This is a genomic window from Hwanghaeella grinnelliae, from assembly GCF_004005845.1.
In the GTDB taxonomy this organism is placed as follows: Bacteria; Pseudomonadota; Alphaproteobacteria; order UBA8366; family Aestuariispiraceae; genus Hwanghaeella; species Hwanghaeella grinnelliae.
This window is the reverse complement of the sequence record NZ_SADE01000004.1, coordinates 711,669-728,598: the sequence shown is the minus strand read 5'-3', so window position 1 is coordinate 728,598 and position 16,930 is coordinate 711,669. Positions and strand designations below refer to the sequence as shown.

At 61.1% G+C, this 16,930-nt stretch carries 16 protein-coding genes; 5 read left to right on the top strand and 11 right to left on the bottom strand.

Annotated features, from left to right (window positions below; all coding sequences use genetic code 11):
* Window positions 1–10: 10 nt before the first annotated feature.
* The 10 genes from EOI86_RS24160 to EOI86_RS24115 all read right to left on the bottom strand — a co-directional run bounded on the left by EOI86_RS24160 (window position 11) and on the right by EOI86_RS24115 (window position 10,190).
* Window positions 11–868 (bottom strand): phytanoyl-CoA dioxygenase family protein, encoded by an 858-nt coding sequence (locus tag EOI86_RS24160; protein WP_127768237.1) that lies wholly within the window; start codon window positions 866–868, stop codon window positions 11–13.
* A 7-nt stretch (window positions 869–875) separates the two neighbouring features.
* The gene (locus EOI86_RS24155; RefSeq protein WP_127768236.1) at window positions 876–2,090 is read right to left on the bottom strand and encodes a phosphopentomutase; all 1,215 of its coding nucleotides are present in this window, start codon (window positions 2,088–2,090) and stop codon (window positions 876–878) included.
* A gap of 40 nt (window positions 2,091–2,130) precedes the next feature.
* Window positions 2,131–3,444: a thymidine phosphorylase gene (gene deoA, locus EOI86_RS24150; protein ID WP_127768235.1), complete on the bottom strand. Its 1,314-nt coding sequence runs from the start codon at window positions 3,442–3,444 to the stop codon at window positions 2,131–2,133.
* Window positions 3,445–3,447: 3 nt separating this feature from the next.
* Entirely contained in the window at window positions 3,448–4,221 is a 774-nt protein-coding gene (deoC, locus tag EOI86_RS24145; RefSeq protein ID WP_205032309.1) for a deoxyribose-phosphate aldolase, read from the bottom strand.
* The gene (locus tag EOI86_RS24140; RefSeq protein ID WP_240035797.1) at window positions 4,218–5,042 is read right to left on the bottom strand and encodes a purine-nucleoside phosphorylase; all 825 of its coding nucleotides are present in this window, start codon (window positions 5,040–5,042) and stop codon (window positions 4,218–4,220) included. The genes deoC and EOI86_RS24140 overlap by 4 nt, the downstream gene beginning before the upstream one ends.
* Window positions 5,039–5,455 carry a cytidine deaminase gene (locus tag EOI86_RS24135; RefSeq protein ID WP_127768233.1) on the bottom strand — a complete coding sequence of 139 codons (417 nt, stop codon included), beginning with the start codon at window positions 5,453–5,455 and terminating at the stop codon, window positions 5,039–5,041. Before EOI86_RS24135 ends, EOI86_RS24140 begins: the two co-directional genes overlap by 4 nt.
* A gap of 1 nt (window position 5,456) precedes the next feature.
* A complete protein-coding gene (locus EOI86_RS24130) occupies window positions 5,457–6,431 on the bottom strand; it encodes an ABC transporter permease (protein WP_127768232.1) in 975 nt (324 codons plus the stop codon).
* Entirely contained in the window at window positions 6,431–7,555 is a 1,125-nt protein-coding gene (locus EOI86_RS24125) for an ABC transporter permease (protein WP_127768231.1), read from the bottom strand. Before EOI86_RS24125 ends, EOI86_RS24130 begins: the two co-directional genes overlap by 1 nt.
* A complete protein-coding gene (locus EOI86_RS24120; protein WP_127768230.1) occupies window positions 7,552–9,114 on the bottom strand; it encodes an ABC transporter ATP-binding protein in 1,563 nt (520 codons plus the stop codon). The genes EOI86_RS24125 and EOI86_RS24120 overlap by 4 nt, the downstream gene beginning before the upstream one ends.
* A 77-nt stretch (window positions 9,115–9,191) precedes the next feature.
* A complete protein-coding gene (locus EOI86_RS24115; protein WP_127768229.1) occupies window positions 9,192–10,190 on the bottom strand; it encodes a BMP family lipoprotein in 999 nt (332 codons plus the stop codon).
* Between the two features lie 364 nt (window positions 10,191–10,554).
* On the opposite strand from EOI86_RS24115, the gene EOI86_RS24110 reads away from it, so the two are divergent.
* The 5 genes from EOI86_RS24110 (at window position 10,555) to EOI86_RS24090 (ending at window position 15,843) form a co-directional block, all read left to right on the top strand.
* Window positions 10,555–11,718: an ABC transporter ATP-binding protein gene (locus EOI86_RS24110; RefSeq protein WP_127768228.1), complete on the top strand. Its 1,164-nt coding sequence runs from the start codon at window positions 10,555–10,557 to the stop codon at window positions 11,716–11,718.
* A complete protein-coding gene (locus EOI86_RS24105; protein WP_240035796.1) occupies window positions 11,711–12,649 on the top strand; it encodes a carbohydrate ABC transporter permease in 939 nt (312 codons plus the stop codon). Before EOI86_RS24110 ends, EOI86_RS24105 begins: the two co-directional genes overlap by 8 nt.
* A 30-nt stretch (window positions 12,650–12,679) precedes the next feature.
* The gene (locus tag EOI86_RS24100) at window positions 12,680–13,516 is read left to right on the top strand and encodes a carbohydrate ABC transporter permease (protein ID WP_127768227.1); all 837 of its coding nucleotides are present in this window, start codon (window positions 12,680–12,682) and stop codon (window positions 13,514–13,516) included.
* A gap of 119 nt (window positions 13,517–13,635) precedes the next feature.
* Window positions 13,636–14,907 (top strand): ABC transporter substrate-binding protein, encoded by a 1,272-nt coding sequence (locus tag EOI86_RS24095; RefSeq protein WP_127768226.1) that lies wholly within the window; start codon window positions 13,636–13,638, stop codon window positions 14,905–14,907.
* A gap of 105 nt (window positions 14,908–15,012) precedes the next feature.
* Entirely contained in the window at window positions 15,013–15,843 is an 831-nt protein-coding gene (locus EOI86_RS24090) for a phosphodiesterase (protein WP_127768225.1), read from the top strand.
* Between the two features lie 12 nt (window positions 15,844–15,855).
* Here the strand turns inward: EOI86_RS24090 and phnF are convergent, their stop codons facing one another.
* Window positions 15,856–16,614, bottom strand: coding sequence for a phosphonate metabolism transcriptional regulator PhnF (phnF, locus tag EOI86_RS24085; protein ID WP_127768224.1), 759 nt, complete (start codon window positions 16,612–16,614; stop codon window positions 15,856–15,858).
* Window positions 16,615–16,930 lie beyond the last annotated feature (316 nt).

Genomic DNA, 16,930 nt, shown 5'->3' with positions numbered 1-16,930 from the left:
GAAGTCCTTGTTAAAAACCACGCAACTTCATGCCGGCCCGGCGCTGAAGCCAGTTGTCTTCCGGGTAAGGCAACGCACCGTCAATCGTATGCAGGGTCACAGCCCGACGCGATCGCGGTGATCTGTTCGGTCCGCTGGCATGCGGCAGAAAGCCGTGCAGAACGATCAAGGTTCCGGCAGGCACTTCAAGCGGCACCGGTTTCCCGCCAAAGCCGCCATCCTCCGCCAAGATCCGTGTCTCCAGAACATCCCCTTCCCCGCGCCCGAACCGTTTCCGCAGCGGCCCCCGATGTCCGCCCGGCACGGCGAGCAGACAGCCATTGTCCAAGCTGGCATCTTCCAGCGCGATCCAGAAACCGGTCACGCTGGGCGGGTCCGTGCGCAGGAAGGTCGCGTCCTGGTGCATGCCGACCGGCGCGCCGATACCGGGTTGTTTGAAGATCACCATGGATTGCAGCAGCCGGGGATCGTGCAGGTCCAGTCCTTGGGACAGCGTCCGGAAACGGTCCGAGCGGAAGAAACCGTCGAAAACCGGGTCCAGATCATGCAGCGCATGGCCGATCTTGTTCAGGGCGGTCGGAACGGGTCGGTTCGGCCGCCCGGCTTCGTCGACAGCATCGGCCTCGAAAAAGAATCGGATCTGATCGCCGGAGTCGAGAAAGTAGCGGTCCGCGGCATGCGCGCCAAAGACTGTCGGGTTTTCAGGCGCCTCCCAAGCGTCGATCAGACTGTCTATACGGGCGGACAAGGCGCCGCATTCCTCAGGCGATGCAAACCCCTCCACAACCAGGAAGCCGTCCCGGTCATAGGCCGCCCGCATGGCCTGGGTGACGCCTTCTTCCGTCATTGTGAAGCGGTCGACAGACATTGCAGTCTCACGCTGCCCGGGCACGCGCGAAGCAGTCGCCACCGGCATTCAAGGGACCGATGCCGAGATGCCGGGCAATGGTCTGCCCCATATCTGCAAAACTGGCACGGCGGCCCAGGCTAGCGGCCGTCACCTTGGGCCCGAAGAACAGGACCGGCACGAATTCGCGCGTATGGTCCGTGCCTTTGAATGTCGGGTCGCAGCCATGGTCCGCGGTGATCAGGACCAGATCGTCCGGGCGCAGGCGTTCGATCAATCGCGGCAAGGAGGCATCGAATTCTTCCAATGCCGCAGCATAACCTTCCACATCGCGGCGATGGCCGTAATGCATGTCGAAATCGACGAAGTTGCTGAAGATCAAGTCGCCGTCCCCAGCCATGTCCATCGCCTGCAATGTCGCGTCGAACAGCGCGCCGTTTCCGTCGGCCTTCAGCTTTTTCGTGATGCCTTGATGGGCGAAAATATCGGCGATTTTGCCGACGGAGAAAACCTGGCCGCCAGCGGCTTCGACCATATCCAACAAGGTCGGCGCATGGGGCAATGTGGTGTAGTCGCGCCGGTTGCCCGTGCGCTTGAAGCTTTCCGCATCCTCGCCGATGAAGGGCCGTGCGATGACCCGCCCGATATTCAGGCGATCGAAGATCTCTTTCGCGATTTCGCAGACCCGGTAGAGCCGTTCCAACCCGAAATGCTCTTCATGCGCGGCAATCTGAAAAACGGAATCGGCGGAGGTATAGCAGATCGGCTTGCCCGTCCGTAGATGTTCCTCACCCAACTCCTTGATGATCTCTGTGCCCGAAGCGTGCTTGTTGCCCAAAATGCCAGGCAGTTCGGCCCGCCGCATCAATTCCACGATGTCTTCCGCCGGGAAACACGGTTCGGTTCGCGGGAAGAACCCCCAATCGAAATCGACCGGCAGGCCGGCGATTTCCCAATGACCGCTGGGCGTGTCTTTGCCATGGCTCGTTTCCGCCGCGGCGCCATAGGCGCCTGTCACCGGCCCGACAGCATCAAGCCCCGCCGGGACCGTCCCGGTCGCCAGCCGCGCGGCTTCACCCAACCCTAATTGGGTCAGCAGGGGCAACGATAGCGGGTTTCCGGCTTGTTCACGGTTGGCCGCGATATGGCCCAGGGTATCCGCCCCAGAATCGCCAAACGCCTCGGCATCCGGCGCCGCGCCGATCCCGAATGAATCCATCACCAGTATGATTGCTCGCGCCATTATCTTTGCGCCAATTTCCGTTCTTGGAACCGTCTTCGGATCAATCGACCCGTTCGAACACCACAGGCCCCGGTTCGCCGGGCTCGCCGATCTTGATCGCCTTGGTCACGACCGCCGCCGCCGCGTCCGCCGCGGCTTCGTCGCGGGCATGAATCACGGCAATCGGATTGTCCGGGCCGACCTCATCGCCGATCGAGGCCACCTGCTTCAAGCCGACCCGGTGGTCCACATCGTCGCTGGCCAGGGCCCGGCCCCCGCCCAGTTCGATGACGGAAACGCCCACAGCCCGTGCATCGACCCCGGCGACGCGGCCGGCACGGCTAGGATAGCATGGCTTCCGCACCGGGGCGGGTTTCAGATAATCGTCCTTCCGCTCCACGAAGTCGGACGGTCCGCCCAGCGCCACGACCATGCGTGAGAAACGCTCGGCGGCATCCCCGTTTTCGAGCGCGCGGACCGCCTTTTCGCGGCCCTCTTCGGGACTGGCCGCCAACCGGCCCAAATGCAGCATGTCGCCCGCAAGCGCCATCACCACTTGATGCAACCGCGCGTCGCGGGTTGCATTGGTCAGATAATCGACCGCTTCGGCGACTTCGACCGCATTGCCGACATTCCGGCCCAGTACCTGGTTCATATCCGTGATCAGGGCGGTGGTCGGCATCCCCGCCCCATTGGCGACCATGACGATACTTTGGGCCAGCTCACGGGCCATGAAATAGTCCTGCGCGAAGGCCCCTGTCCCGGTTTTAACGTCCATCACCAAGGCATCGAGACCGCCGGCCAATTTCTTGGACAGGATGGAGGCGGTGATCAGCGGCACGGATTCGACTGTCCCGGTCACATCGCGGATGCCGTAGAACCGCTTGTCCGCCGGGGCGAGTTCCGCCGTCTGCCCGATGATCGCGCAACCGGCGGTCTTCACCACGTCGCGAAATTGGGTGATGTCCGGCGCGGTCCGATACCCTGGAATGGATTCAAGCTTGTCCAGCGTGCCGCCTGTATGGCCGAGCCCCCGGCCGGAAATCATCGGCACGAACCCACCACAAGCCGCGACGATCGGCGCCAGCATCAAGCTGACCTTGTCGCCGACGCCGCCGGTGGAATGTTTGTCGAGGACCGGACCGCCCAGATCCAGATCCTTCCAGTCGATGACCTCACCGGAATTGACCATGCCGCGGGTCAGCGCCACGCATTCGTCCATCGACATGCCGTTGAAGAACACCGACATGGCGAAAGCCGCGATCTGACCCTCGGAAATAGATCCATCGGTCAGTCCCTTGACCATGAAATCGATCTCCTCCCCCGAGAGGGGACGGTTGTCGCGCTTCTTTCGAATGATTTCCTGTGCCAGCACGGGTCAGTACCCCCCTGAAGCGACCGCGCCGCCCGCATTGCCCGTGCCGTCCAGAACGGCCAATAAATCGTTCATAACGCCGCTGGCGCCGAAGCGGAAGGTTTCCGGCCCCGCCCAACCCGGACCCATGATGCGGTCGGCGATGGCCAGATACGCCCCAGCCGCCGCCGTATCGCGAATGCCGCCGGCCGCCTTGAACCCGCCTTGGCCGTGTTCCTTCAGAACCGTCAGCATGATTTCCGCCGCTTCAGGCGTCGCGTTTACCGGGACTTTTCCGGTCGAGGTCTTGATGAAATCGGCACCGGCATTCAACGCGATTTCCGACGCCTGACGGATCAGTTCAGGGGCTTTCAACACACCGCTTTCAATGATGACTTTCAGGCGTGCCTTTTCGCCACAGACGAGCTTGCAACCCTCGACAAGTTCCGCGCCGATAGCTTCATCGCCCGCCATCAGGCTGCGATAGGGAAAGACCACATCGACCTCGTCTCCGCCCGCCTCCAGGATCGCCGCGGTATCCGCGACCGCCGCTTCGATATCGGCACCGCCGTCGGGGAAGTTCGCAACCGCGGCCACGCGTATCCCGGTTTCCTTCAGGGCAGCAACGGCCCGGGCGACAAAGCGGGGCCAGACGCACACCGCCGCAACCGGACCATGCGGCGTCAAGGCACGGGCGCACAGCGCGTCGATGGCCGCCGCGTCGTCCCCGTCATTCAAGCTGGTCAGGTCCAACAGCGCGAGCGCACGCGCCGCCGTCTGCATAAGGGCATCACTCAAACCGTTTCCTCCCGCAGGATCGCCAAAAACTCGGCGACCAGCGCACGCATTGCCTTTTCGGCTTGTTTCGCATTGGCCTGCGTCTGCGCATGGCTCAATGCCGTATCGCCCAATCCCGCCGCCCGGTTCGTCACGACCGACAGGGCCGCCACACGCATGCCCAGATAACGGGCCAGGATCACTTCCGGAACCGTCGACATGCCGACCAAATCCCCACCCATGCGCTGCACGACGCGGATTTCCGCCGGGGTCTCGAATTGCGGCCCGGCTAGGAATGTATAGACCGCCTCCCGCAGCGCCAATCCGCATTTGGCTCCGGCCTTCGCCAGCATTTTGCGCAGGTCGGGGTCATAGGCATCGACCATATCGATGAAAGGATCGTCGATCCCCTCTTCCCCGGTCAGCGGACTGGCCCCGACCCAGTTGATATGATCCGCGATGACGGCAAGATCGCCCGGCTCCACACCATCCAAAATTCCGCCGGACGCATTGCTGGTCAGCAGGGTATCGCATCCCAGTTCCCGCAATGTCGCGACCGGCAGGTTCATGGCCCGCGCATCGCCTGCCTCGTAATAATGCTTCCGGCCCTGCAATACCGCCACCGATACGCCGGACACCGACCCCATCACTAAACGGCCCGTATGACCCGCGACGGTCAATTCCGGGAAACCTGGAATATCCGCATAGGAAACCGAAACGGGATCGGTCACATCGTCGGCGAAAGGTCCCAAGCCCGACCCCAGGATGACACCCACCTTCGGTGTCAGCCCCGCGCCTTGCCGAATTGCGTCCGCCGCTTTTTTCGCACGATCCAGGATCACGACAGATGCTCCGGCGAAAAAGCATGTGGCAGCAGATCGCCGATCGTCACGGTCTGCTTGCAGCCGGTCGGGTCGCATGAATGAACCGCGACCGTAGCGCGGCTGAATTCACGCAGCTTTTGCCGGCACCCGCCGCAAGGCGTGATGATCGCCCCTTCCGGGCCGGCGACGGCGACTTCGGCAATCTCCCTTTCCCCATCCAGCACCATGGCGGCGATGGCGGCCGCCTCGGCACAGGTACCTTCCGGATAGGCGGCGTTCTCCACATTCACGCCGGTATAGATCTTACCGTTTTTGCCCCTCAGCGCAGCGCCAACATGATAGCCGGAATACGGCACATAGGCATTCGCCCGCGCGGCAATCGCGGCGGCGAGAAGTTCGGTATCGGGCAAGTCCTTGGATTTCTCCGCCATCCTATCTCTCTTTCACATAAGGTTGGCCGATGGCTTTCGGCGCGACGGCCTTGCCGATGAAGCCTGCCAGCAGAACCACGGTCAGGACATAGGGCAATGCCTGAATCGCCTGAACCGGCACCTCCCCGATCCCCGGCAGTTCGACGCCCTGCATCCGGATGGAGACGGCATCGAGAAGACCGAAGATCAAACAGGCACCGAAGGCCAGCCACGGTCGCCATTTGCCGAAGATCAGGGCCGCGAGCGCGATATATCCTTGGCCCGCCGTCATATCGCGCGAGAAACCGGCGTTTTGGGCAATCGCCAGATACGTCCCTGCCAGCCCGGTCAGGACACCGCAGATCATCACCGCGCGATAGCGCAGCCAGACGACCGAGATCCCTGCCGTATCCACAGCCGCCGGGTTTTCGCCAACCGCCCGCAAGCGCAGACCGAAACGCGTCTTGTAGACGACCCAAGCCGTCAGCGGCACCGCCGCCAGCCCCGCATAGACCAGAAGGTTATGGCCGCTGATCAGTTCCGCATAAATTTGTCCGATCAGCGGGATTTCCGACATCGCCTCCGCGCCCGGGAAGTCCATGGACATGAAACGCGCATCGGCCGGCAGCGACGGAGTCTGCCCGCCCTGTCGGAACCAGGCATTGCCTAGAACGATGGTCAGGCCTGCAACCAGGATATTGATCGCCACCCCGCTGACCACATGATCCCCGCGATGGGTGATGCACGCGAAACCGTGCAGCAGCGCCAGCGACATAGAGATCAGCACGGCGGCGCCCAGCGCCAACCAAGCCGATCCGGTCAGCGCGGCGACCGTCGCGGCGGCGAAGGCGCCGGCCAGCATTTTTCCTTCCAGCCCGATATCGACGATACCCGACCGTTCGGAATACAGCCCGGCCATGGCGCAGAAAATCAGCGGCGTCGCCACGCGCAACGTCGCGTCCAAGGTGCGCACCACCAGCAGGAAGGTATCGTCCATTACGCGGCCCTCCGCTCAGCACCGCCGCGCGCCATCAAATAGAGCCGTTCCACCCAGGGCCGGGACATATAGGCGAGCGCCCCGGAAAACAGGATGACCAGCCCCTGCAACGCCACGACCATTTCCTTGGTGATGGTCGGCATTTCGAAAGCCAGCTCTGCGCCGCCCTGATAGAGCAGGCCGAACAACAGACTGGCCAAGACGATGCCCACCGGATGGTTCCTGCCCATCAAGGCGACGGCAATGCCGGTAAAGCCGTAGCCCGCCGAGAAATTCAGCAGCAGGCGGTGCTGAACGCCCAGCAACTCGTTCACCCCGACGAAGCCCGCCAGGGCACCGGATAGGCACATCGCCATCAGCACAATGCGGGGCGGCGAGATGCCGGCATAGACGGCGGCCCTTTCGCTTTGTCCCACCGTGCGCAAGGCATAGCCCCAGCGCGTCCGCCAGATGAAGACATAAACGAAGACGCAGCATAGCAGCGCCCATAGGATCGATAGGTTCAAGGGCGTCCGGGTGATCGTCACGCCGAACCAGGCGAAAACCTCATGCATGAAGGGCAAAAAGGACACGGACGCGAATTCGCGGGTTTCCGGTGACATGTTGCCGCTTTCCCGCATCACGCCCGCCAGCAGATAGACCATCAAGGCGGCGGCAATGAAGTTGAACATAATCGTGGTGATGACGATATGACTGCCACGATAGGCCTGCAGATAGGCGGGAATAAAGGCCCATCCCGCCCCGAACAGCGCCCCGGCCGCTATTGCTATGGGTACGATCAGGAAACCCGGCGCGCCTCCATCCAGCGCTAGGACCGCCAGACCGATCCCAAGCCCGCCGAAATAGGCCTGCCCTTCCCCGCCGATATTGAACAGGCCGGCATGGAAGGCCATCGAAACCGCTAGCCCGGTAAAGATGAAGTTGGTCGTATAATAGAGCGTATAGCCGATGCCTTCGTCATACCCGACCGCGCCTTGGATCATCACCTGGACCGCCTGTATTGGGTCTTCACCGATGATCAGGATGACCGCGCCGGCGGCGACAAGCGCCATCAGGATATTCACCACCGGTATGACGCCGATATCGATCCAGGCCGGCAAAGTTATGCGGGGCGCGTTGCTCATGCGTCGACCTGCGCACCGGCATCGGCATTGCGCGCTTGGTCCCTTGGGATGCCCGTCATCATCAGGCCCAGCATTCGCGCATCCGCCTCTTCCGCCGGCACCTCACCGATGATCCTGCCGCCGCACATCACGATGATCCGGTCACTCAAGGACATCACCTCGTCCAGTTCGACAGAGACCAGCAGCACCGCCGAGCCCGCATCCCGCATGGCGACGATCTGCTGGTGGATGAATTCGATGGCGCCGATATCGACCCCGCGCGTCGGCTGACCGACCAGCAGGATATCGGGGTTCTTTTCCATCTCCCGCGCCAGAATCAATTTCTGTTGGTTCCCGCCGGAAAATTTCGAGGATTGCAGCATCGGGTCCGGCGGGCGGACGTCATAGTCCCGCATCATCTTTTCGCAATCGGCCCGCACCGCCGCACGATCGATCAACGGTCCCGACAGATAACCAGGATTGTTGTGATACCCCAGGATCGCTGTTTCTTCGGCGCTGAACTTGCCGATCAGACCTAGACGGTGGCGATCTTCCGGCACATGGGCAATGCCGTTCAACCGGCGCTGTTCAGGGTCACCGGGGTTTTCCGGCGTCGCCGTGATCGGTCCCAGAGAAACACTGCCCGCGCTGGGCGGCAGAATACCCGCCAGAACCTCCAGCAGTTCACTTTGCCCATTCCCGGACACGCCCGCGATGCCGACAATCTCTCCCGCATGAACGGTGAAGTTGATGTCGGCCAAACGCTGGATGCCTTTCGCGTCCGAATAGCTTAGATGGTCCGCGGAAAGCACAGCATCCTTCGGCGCCACCGGCGTCTTGTCGAGGTCCAAGCGCACTTTTCGCCCGACCATCAATTCGGCCAGTTCTTCGCGGTTCGTGGCGGCGGTGTCCCGGTGGGCGACCATCTCGCCGCCCCGCATGATCGAGACCTGATCGGTGATGGCCATGATCTCGCGCAATTTGTGGGTGATCAGAATGACTGTGACGCCCTGTGCCTTCAGGGCTTTCAGTATTTCGAAAAGCTGATCGGTTTCCTGCGGCGTCAGCACGCCTGTGGGCTCGTCCAGGATTAGGATCTCGGCCCCGCGATACAGTGCCTTCAGGATTTCCACGCGCTGTTGTTGACCGACAGGCAGATCGCCAACGGTTTCATCCAATGGCACGTATAACCCGTATTCCCGTTCCAGGCGCTCAAGCTCCGTGCGCGCCGCCCGCGTACTCTCGGACAGAAGCGGTCCCGATTCCGCGCCGAGCATGACGTTTTCGAGGACGGTGAAAGGATCGATCAGCATGAAATGCTGATGCACCATGCCGATGCCGGCTTCTATGGCGTCGTGGGAGTTTCGGATTTCAACCGGTGCGCCGCGCACCAGTATCTCGCCGCTATCGGCTTCGTAGAAGCCATAGAGGATACTCATCAGGGTCGACTTGCCGGCACCGTTTTCACCGATGATCCCGTGAATCGATCCCTTGGCAACGGTCAGCGAAACCTCCCGGTTCGCCTGAACCGGCCCGAAGGACTTGCTGATCGACCGAAGCTCGATGGCCGTCTCAACCATGGCGATCGACTTCCCCCCGAATGGCCGGCGGCGCGCCAGTTCTTTCCGGGCGCGCCACCAAGCTCATTGGTGAATGCTTAATAGGTGCAGCTGTCGTCAGCCATATAATCGTGAACGACGATCTTGCCGGCGATGATGTCTTCCCGTGCCTTTTCGACCACGGCTTTCATATCTTCGGAAATCAGGTCGGCATTGTGCTCGTCGAGCGCCCAGCCAACCCCGCCTTCGGCCAGGCCGAGGACATTGAAGCCCGGCTTCCAGGAGCCATCCTTTCCGCTCATGAAGGTATTGTAGGCGGCGACGTCGACCCGTTTGATCATCGAGGTCAACATCGTGCCCGGATGCAGGTGGTTCTGGTTGCTGTCGACACCGATCGCGTATTTGCCGTTATCGGCGGCGGCCTGCAGCACACCGATGCCGGTCGCGCCGGCCGCGGCATAGACCACATCCGCCCCCCGGTCGAACTGGGACTTGGCCAATTCCGCCCCGCGGCCCGGATTGTTCCAGGCGGCCGGGGTCGTGCCGGTCATGTTTTGAATGACTTCGGCATCCTTGCTGACATATTTCGCGCCCTGTTCGTAGCCGCAGGCGAAACGACGGATCAGCGGAATATCCATGCCGCCGACGAAACCAACTTTGCCGGTTTCGGACGCCATGACCGCCAACATGCCCACCAGGAAGGAGCCTTCATGCTCCTTGAAGACAATGGACTGAACGTTCGGCGCATCGACCACCCCGTCGATCAGGGAGAAGCGCGTGTCCGGAAATTCCGCCGCGACCTTACCGATCGCATCGGCCTGGGCGAAGCCGACACCCAGAACCGGATTCGCGCCGCGCTGCGCCATGCGGCGGATGGCCTGTTCGCGTTGGGTCTCGTTTGTGACTTCGAATTCCCGGTAGTTGATTCCGGTTTCGGTCTTGAATTGTTCGACGCCGTTGAAGACCCCTTCGTTGAAGGATTTGTCGAATTTGCCGCCCATGTCGAAGACGACCGCAGGCGTATAGTCCTGCGCCTGTGCCGCCGTGGTTCCTAGAGCCACCGTGAGAACGGCGGCGATCCTGCCAAGATTTTTCATGCCTTGTCCCTGTTCGAGGATTTCGCGTCGGCGGCAGACCCGGCTAACCCGGCTATTAGAACCGCCCGATATGGTGATTCAGTACCGCCAAGACCGTCCATGCGCAATGTTTTAGCAGAAAAGTTATCGCGCAAATTTCAGCAATTACCGTTGGCGGACGTTTGTCGCAAAGGTCCGCGGCGTCACAGTTCTGTCAATCGACTGCATCAAAACAGTCAACATCCCGCGCAATGCTGCTTCGCAAGCGCCAAAGACCGCTGCACCAGAAAACTGACCGGGAAAACCGTCAGGGAAGAAACCGCATTCTGGCTTTTGTTGAAGGAACCGTGTCGGCGCGACGCCGCCGATCGCAACGGAGGGATATATGGCCGCCGTCGGCATCCATGCCATTCAAAAATCGTTCGGGTCCACCGATGTTCTGAAATCGATCGACCTCGCCATCGAGGACGGAGAATTCATGACGCTCGTCGGGCCGTCGGGTTGTGGGAAGTCCACGCTGCTTAGGATCATCGCGGGGCTGGAAGCGCAAGATGCCGGTTCGATCAGCATCGGCGGCAAGGCCGTCGACGACCGCCGCCCCAGCGCCCGGAATCTGGCCATGGTTTTCCAGTCCTATGCGCTCTATCCGCACCTGACGGTCGGCCAGAACATCGCCGTGCCGTTGCGCATGCGGAACCTGTCCATGACCGAACGCCTGCCGCTGGTCGGTCGCCTGAGCCCGAAGGCGGCGGGCAAAAAAGTCGAGATCGACCGCCAAGTGCGCCGGGTCGCGGAGCAATTGGACATCGCGCACCTTTTGGACCGCAAGCCCAAGCAATTGTCCGGCGGTCAACGCCAGCGCGTCGCCGTGGGCCGCGCCATGGTGCGTGACCCCAATGTTTTTCTGATGGATGAACCCTTGTCGAACCTGGACGCGAAACTGCGTGTTCATATGCGGACCGAAATCGCCGATCTACACCGCAGCCTGGGCACGACCTTCATCTACGTCACCCATGACCAGGCCGAAGCGATGACCATGTCCAGCCGCATCGCGGTGATGATGGAAGGCGACCTTATCCAGGTCGCCCCACCGGCGGAGGTCTATGACGACCCGGCCGATATCCGCGTCGCCGAGTTCATCGGCAGCCCGAAGATCAACATTTTGTCCGGTATCGTCACGAACCAGGGCACTGTCGGGTGCAACGGCGTTGAAATCGGCATCCAGCCGGACTGTCCAGCCGGCGCCGAGGTCAAACTGGGCGTTCGCCCGGAAAAGCTGGAAATCGCCGGCCCCGCCCCCGGCCGCCTGACCGCCGAGATCCGGCATCTGGAGAACCTCGGACCCGACATGCTGGTGCATTTGCGCATGCGGGACGAAGCCGACCCGATTGTCGCCCGCTGCCCCGCGGAAAATCTGCGAACTGCCAGGGTCGGGGACCAGGTGGGCCTCGTCTTCTCGCCGGGCGACGTGCTGGTTTTCGATGGAACAACGGGTCTGCGCCAGCCTTCCCGCTTTGCCGTGCCGGCTCCGGAGAAGATTCATGCCTAGCAGTGATACCATGACCTTTGGGAGCGCAATGCCCGCCGTGTCTGTCCATCGCAAGCGCCGCAGCCTCGCCGCCCATGCAACCGCTTACGCCTTGTCGGCACCCGCGCTGTTCCTGATGGGGCTGTTGCTGATCGGCCCCGTGCTCGTCGTGTTGATGATGTCGTTCACCGATTATTCGCTGGGCAATGCCAGCTTTGAATGGGTCGGCTTGGCCAACTATGCCGAGATGCTGGAAGACGATGTCTTCGTGAAGGCGATCGGGAACACCCTCCTCTATGTGGGAATCGTCGTCCCGGCCTCGGTCTTCCTGGGATTGGGCACGGCCATGCTGATCGAAAGCCTGACCTTCGGCAGGGCCTTCTGGCGGGCGGTCTATTTCCTACCCGTTATGGCGACCCTGATGGCCATGGCCATCGTCTGGGAGTTCATGCTGAACGCGCGCTTCGGGATGATCAGCCAACTCCTTACACTGCTTGGCCTGCCCGCGAAAAACTGGCTGCAGGAAACCAGCACCGCCTTGCCGATGCTGATGGTCATCGGGATCTGGCAGGCGCTGGGCTTCAACATGGTGCTGTTCATGGCCGGCCTGACTTCAATCCCGCGCGACCTGTACGAGGCGCTGGAACTGGATGGCGGCTCCTCCTCCTGGTCGCGGTTCTGGACAGTCACCTGGCCGCTGCTGTCGCCGGTGACGTTGTTCGTTGTCGTGATCACCGCAATCCGCTCCTTCCAGGTTTTCGATCCCGTCCATGTGCTGACCAAGGGCGGGCCGAACAACGCCAGCATGGTGCTGATCTATCAGCTTTATCAGGAAGGGTTCGACTTCTTCCGCTCGGCCTATGCGGCCGGTCTTACCGTCGTCTTCCTGGTCTTCATCTTCGCCATCACCTGGGTGAAATCCCGGGTCATGGAAAAGAACGTCCACTACTGACGCCCTGTAGACACCATAAGGGTCCACGACATGCGCTACGGAACGAGCACAAAATTGGGAAGCATCGCCAAACACGCCGTCCTGGCGCTCGGCGCGGTCTTCATCCTCGCCCCCTTCGTGCAAATGATCTCCACCTCGCTGAAATCCTCGCAGGATATCGCGCAGGGCGGGTTGAACCTCATTCCCCGCGAATGGGCCGCGGTCGAAAACTATTCACAAGCCCTCAACGCCACGCCGCTGCTGCAGTACATGTTGAACGGCGTGATTGTGACAGTCTGTATCTTCGCGATGCAGGTGTTGATCGCGCTGCCCTGCGCCTATGCCCTTGCCAAACTGCGGTGGCGTGGGCGCAGCACGGTATTCGCCCTGGTGCTGATGTGCCTTTTGATCCCGCCGCACGCGGTCGCCATTCCGGTCTATATCCTGCTGTTCAAGATGGGGATCCTGGACACCTATGCCAGTTTGATCCTGCCGTTCATCATCTCCGTCTTCGGCATCTTCCTGATGCGCCAGTTCTTCATGACGGTGCCGGACGATCTGATCGACGCGGCCCGAATGGACGGTATGTCGGAATTCGCCATCGTCTGGCGGGTCATGGCGCCGACTGCCGTACCGGCGCTGGTCGCCTTCGGAATATTTTCCGTCATCGCCCATTGGAACGACTATTTCTGGCCGCTGATCGTGCTCAGCAGCGAGGAACTCTATACCCCGCCGCTCGGCATCGCGACCTTCCGTACCGCTGAAGTCGGCTACGTTTTCGGCCCCTTGATGGCCGCCGCGACCATGGTGATCGCTCCCCTGGTGATCGCCTTTCTGTTCGCGCAACGGCGCTTCATCGAAGGGATCACACTTACCGGGATGAAATAGACGGCCGCCCCGATCTCGGGGACGACCGCGGTCCCGGCCGCGCCTTCACCCGTTGCAACGGGCCAACGTTGCAGCGGTCGGAGACACACCTGCACACGCGTCTAACTATGGAGGGTACCATGCGACGCTTACTCAAGACGGCCGTAGCCGCGGCCACCCTAATGCTGGCAGGGGCGAACTTCGCCGCCGCCGAAACCACGATCGAGGTACAGTATCCCTACTCGCATTTGTTCAAAACCACCTATGAGAAGATCGTCGCCGATTTTGAAAAGGCGAACCCGGATATCAAGGTGAAACTGCGGGCCCCTTACGAAAGCTATGAGGACGCATCGCAGACCGTGCTCAAGGAAGCGATCACCAACCGTCTTCCCGACGTCACCTTCCAGGGTCTGAACCGTCAGCGCATTCTGGTTGAAAAAGGCATCGCGCAGCCGTTGGACCAATTCATCGCGAAAGAAACCGATTTCGAGAAGGACGGCTATCATCAGGCGATGCTCGACCTGTCGACCTTCAACGGCAAAGTCCACGGCCTGCCCTTCTCGGTCTCCCTGCCGGTTGGTTATTACAACATGGACGTCCTGAAGAAGGCCGGCTGGGACAAGCCCTTGCCGACAAGCTGGGACGAAGTCATCGAAGTCTGCAAGGCGATCAAAGCGTCGGGACAGACCGTGGACACAATGTTCTGGGGCTGGAACATCACCGGCAACTGGTTCTGGCAATCGCTGAACTGGTCGCGTGACAACACCATGCTGGACCCGACCGAGACCAAGGTGAACTTCGGGAACGACGCCGGTAAATGGTCGATGCGGACCTTCGCCAAGCTGGTGAAGGAATGCGACATGCCGAACAACGAGTGGAAGGAGGCGATGGCCAATTTTTCAGCCGGAAAGGTTGGCATGTTCTTCTGGTCCACCTCCGCCCTACAGAAGATCGCCGATGACAGCACCGGCCTCTACACACTGAAAACCGGCCCCTTCCCCGATGTCGCGGAAGGCGGCGGTCTGCCGGCAGGCGGCAATGCCGGTCTGGTATTGGCCAAGGACCCGGAAACCGCCGCAGCGTCCTGGAAGTTCCTGAAATTCGCGACGTCCGGCCAGGGTGCCGCCTATGTCGCGCAGACGACCGGATACATGCCGCCGAACAAGGCCGCGAACGAGGTCATCCTGAAAGACTTCTATGCCCAGAACCCCAACAAGTTCACGGCGGTCAAGCAATTGCCGCTGCTGCGCGACTGGTATGCGTTTCCGGGTGAGAACGGCTTGAAAATCACCAAGGTGATCGAGGACAGCATGCAGTCCATCGCCAGCCGCGAGCGTGTGGAAGAGCCCGACGCGGTCTTGAAGGACATGGTGGAAGACACCCAGAAACTGCTTCCCAAGTCCGGGTCCTAACGTAGCCGACGGTATCGTAGGGGGCCGCCCGGTCGGTGGCCCCCTGTCGATCCTTCCGTTCGTTCAAAGGCCAGTCCATCAAGAAACGCCCCACAGAGAAAAACCATGAAACTGATCCACATCACCGATACCCATTTCGTGAAGCCTGGTGAAATGCTTTTGGGTTTGGACCCGAAAGCACGTCTGGATGCGGCGATCGCCGATATAAACCGGCACCATGCGGATGCCGACCTTGCGGTCATCACGGGCGACCTGACCCATTGGGGTCACCGGGAAGCCTTCGAAAACCTCAAGGACAGCCTCGCCAAGTTGTCCATTCCGGTAAAAATGATCCTTGGGAACCACGATGACCGCGGGGTTATGAAATCGGTGTTCCCGGAAACGGTCCTGGACGAGAACGGGTTCGTTCAAGAGGTGCTGGACCTGCCGGCGGGACGCTTCCTGTTGCTCGACACCAATCTGGAAGGCACCCATGCCGGTTGGTATTGCGACAACAGGCTTGCCTGGCTGGAACGGCAGCTGGAGACATCCGGCGATCTACCGCTGTTCCTGTTCATGCACCACCCACCCTGCAGGCTTCACCTGGAACCGATGGACCGTATCGGCCTTGTCCAGGCAGATGCTTTTCGCGATGTCGTCGAACCGCACGCCCATAAAATTCGCCATATCTTCTTCGGCCATATCCACCGGCCAGTCGCGGGAAGCTGGCTCGACATTCCAATGTCCACCATCCGCTCGACGAACCACCAAGTTTGGCTCGATTTTTCAAACCGGGACACGATCCCAGGCAGTTCGGAACCGCCGGCCTACGCCATTGCTATGATTGAGACGGATTCCATTGTCATCCACTTCCACGACTATCTGGATGCCAGCGAGAAATATGTCATGGGACCGGTGAACTATGAGGATTGGAACCCCTCAACAGCCGCAGAATAAAGGACTGCACGGTCAGCTTTCGAAGACGATCGCCGTACGGTCCCCGGCAAACCGGGTCACGCCATATTCGATGACCGTGCCGGACGGATCCGCGTTTATCGAACTGGTGACGATCAGGGGCCGCGTGCGGGGAATCTCCAGCTTCGCGGCTTCCCAGGTCTTGGGCAAGCGGGCGGCGACCTGGGTTTCCCGCCGCCTGTAGTCCGCGATGCCCAAGGCTTCGAAACTTCGGGTGATCGACTTCGTCTCTGCGAACAGGGCGGCCATCGGCCTGAACCGCTCGCCGGGGAACCAATGATCGGCGATGCAAAACGGTTGCCCGTCGGTCCGTCGCAGTACCTGAAGGCGGACACAGAGAGAGCCGGCCGGAACCTCCAGCGGGTTCGCGATATCCCGTCCAACGGAGACTTCCTCCGCCGCAAGGATTTCGACATCCACTTTGCGGTCGTGATCCCTTAGATTTTCTCCGAAGCGCGTTCGCGCGCCGATCTGATAATTGATCGTTTCTTCAACGACGAACGTACCCCGGCCCTGTTCTACCAGAAGCAAGCCTTCCTCCGCCAAGGCGCCGACCGCACGCCGGATCGTGTGACGGTTTACCTTGAAACGGGTGGACAGGTCGCCTTCCGGGGGCAGTTTGTCGCCTGCGCGCCACTCACCTGCGGCAATCGCCGCTTTGATATCGAGCGCTATCCGCCGCCAAAGCGGAACGCGCTGTTTACGCCGGGGCGGCCGGTTCGGCGAGGATAAGGACTCGGACCTTTCAAGCATGCGGATAAACTATCAGGGGATTGTTTCATCTCTTTGAATACTGCGAGAAACAAACAAGGCATCTGTCGGGGCGGCGAGGTCCGCAAGATCCGACTGCGGGTTTTCCTCGTAATCACAGAGCGTATGTGCGACACCCCCGGGCCTTGAACGGAACCTCCGTCGAAGTCTTGATCGACAGAGAATTTGGAATATTTCCTAGCAAGCGCGTGGTGAAGGCGCATCACGGCTGATACAGTAAGGGCGAAACAATGACAGCATCACGGTTGAACCTCGTGCAACAAATCGACAAGGACCGCGAAGACGCTTTGGCCCGCCG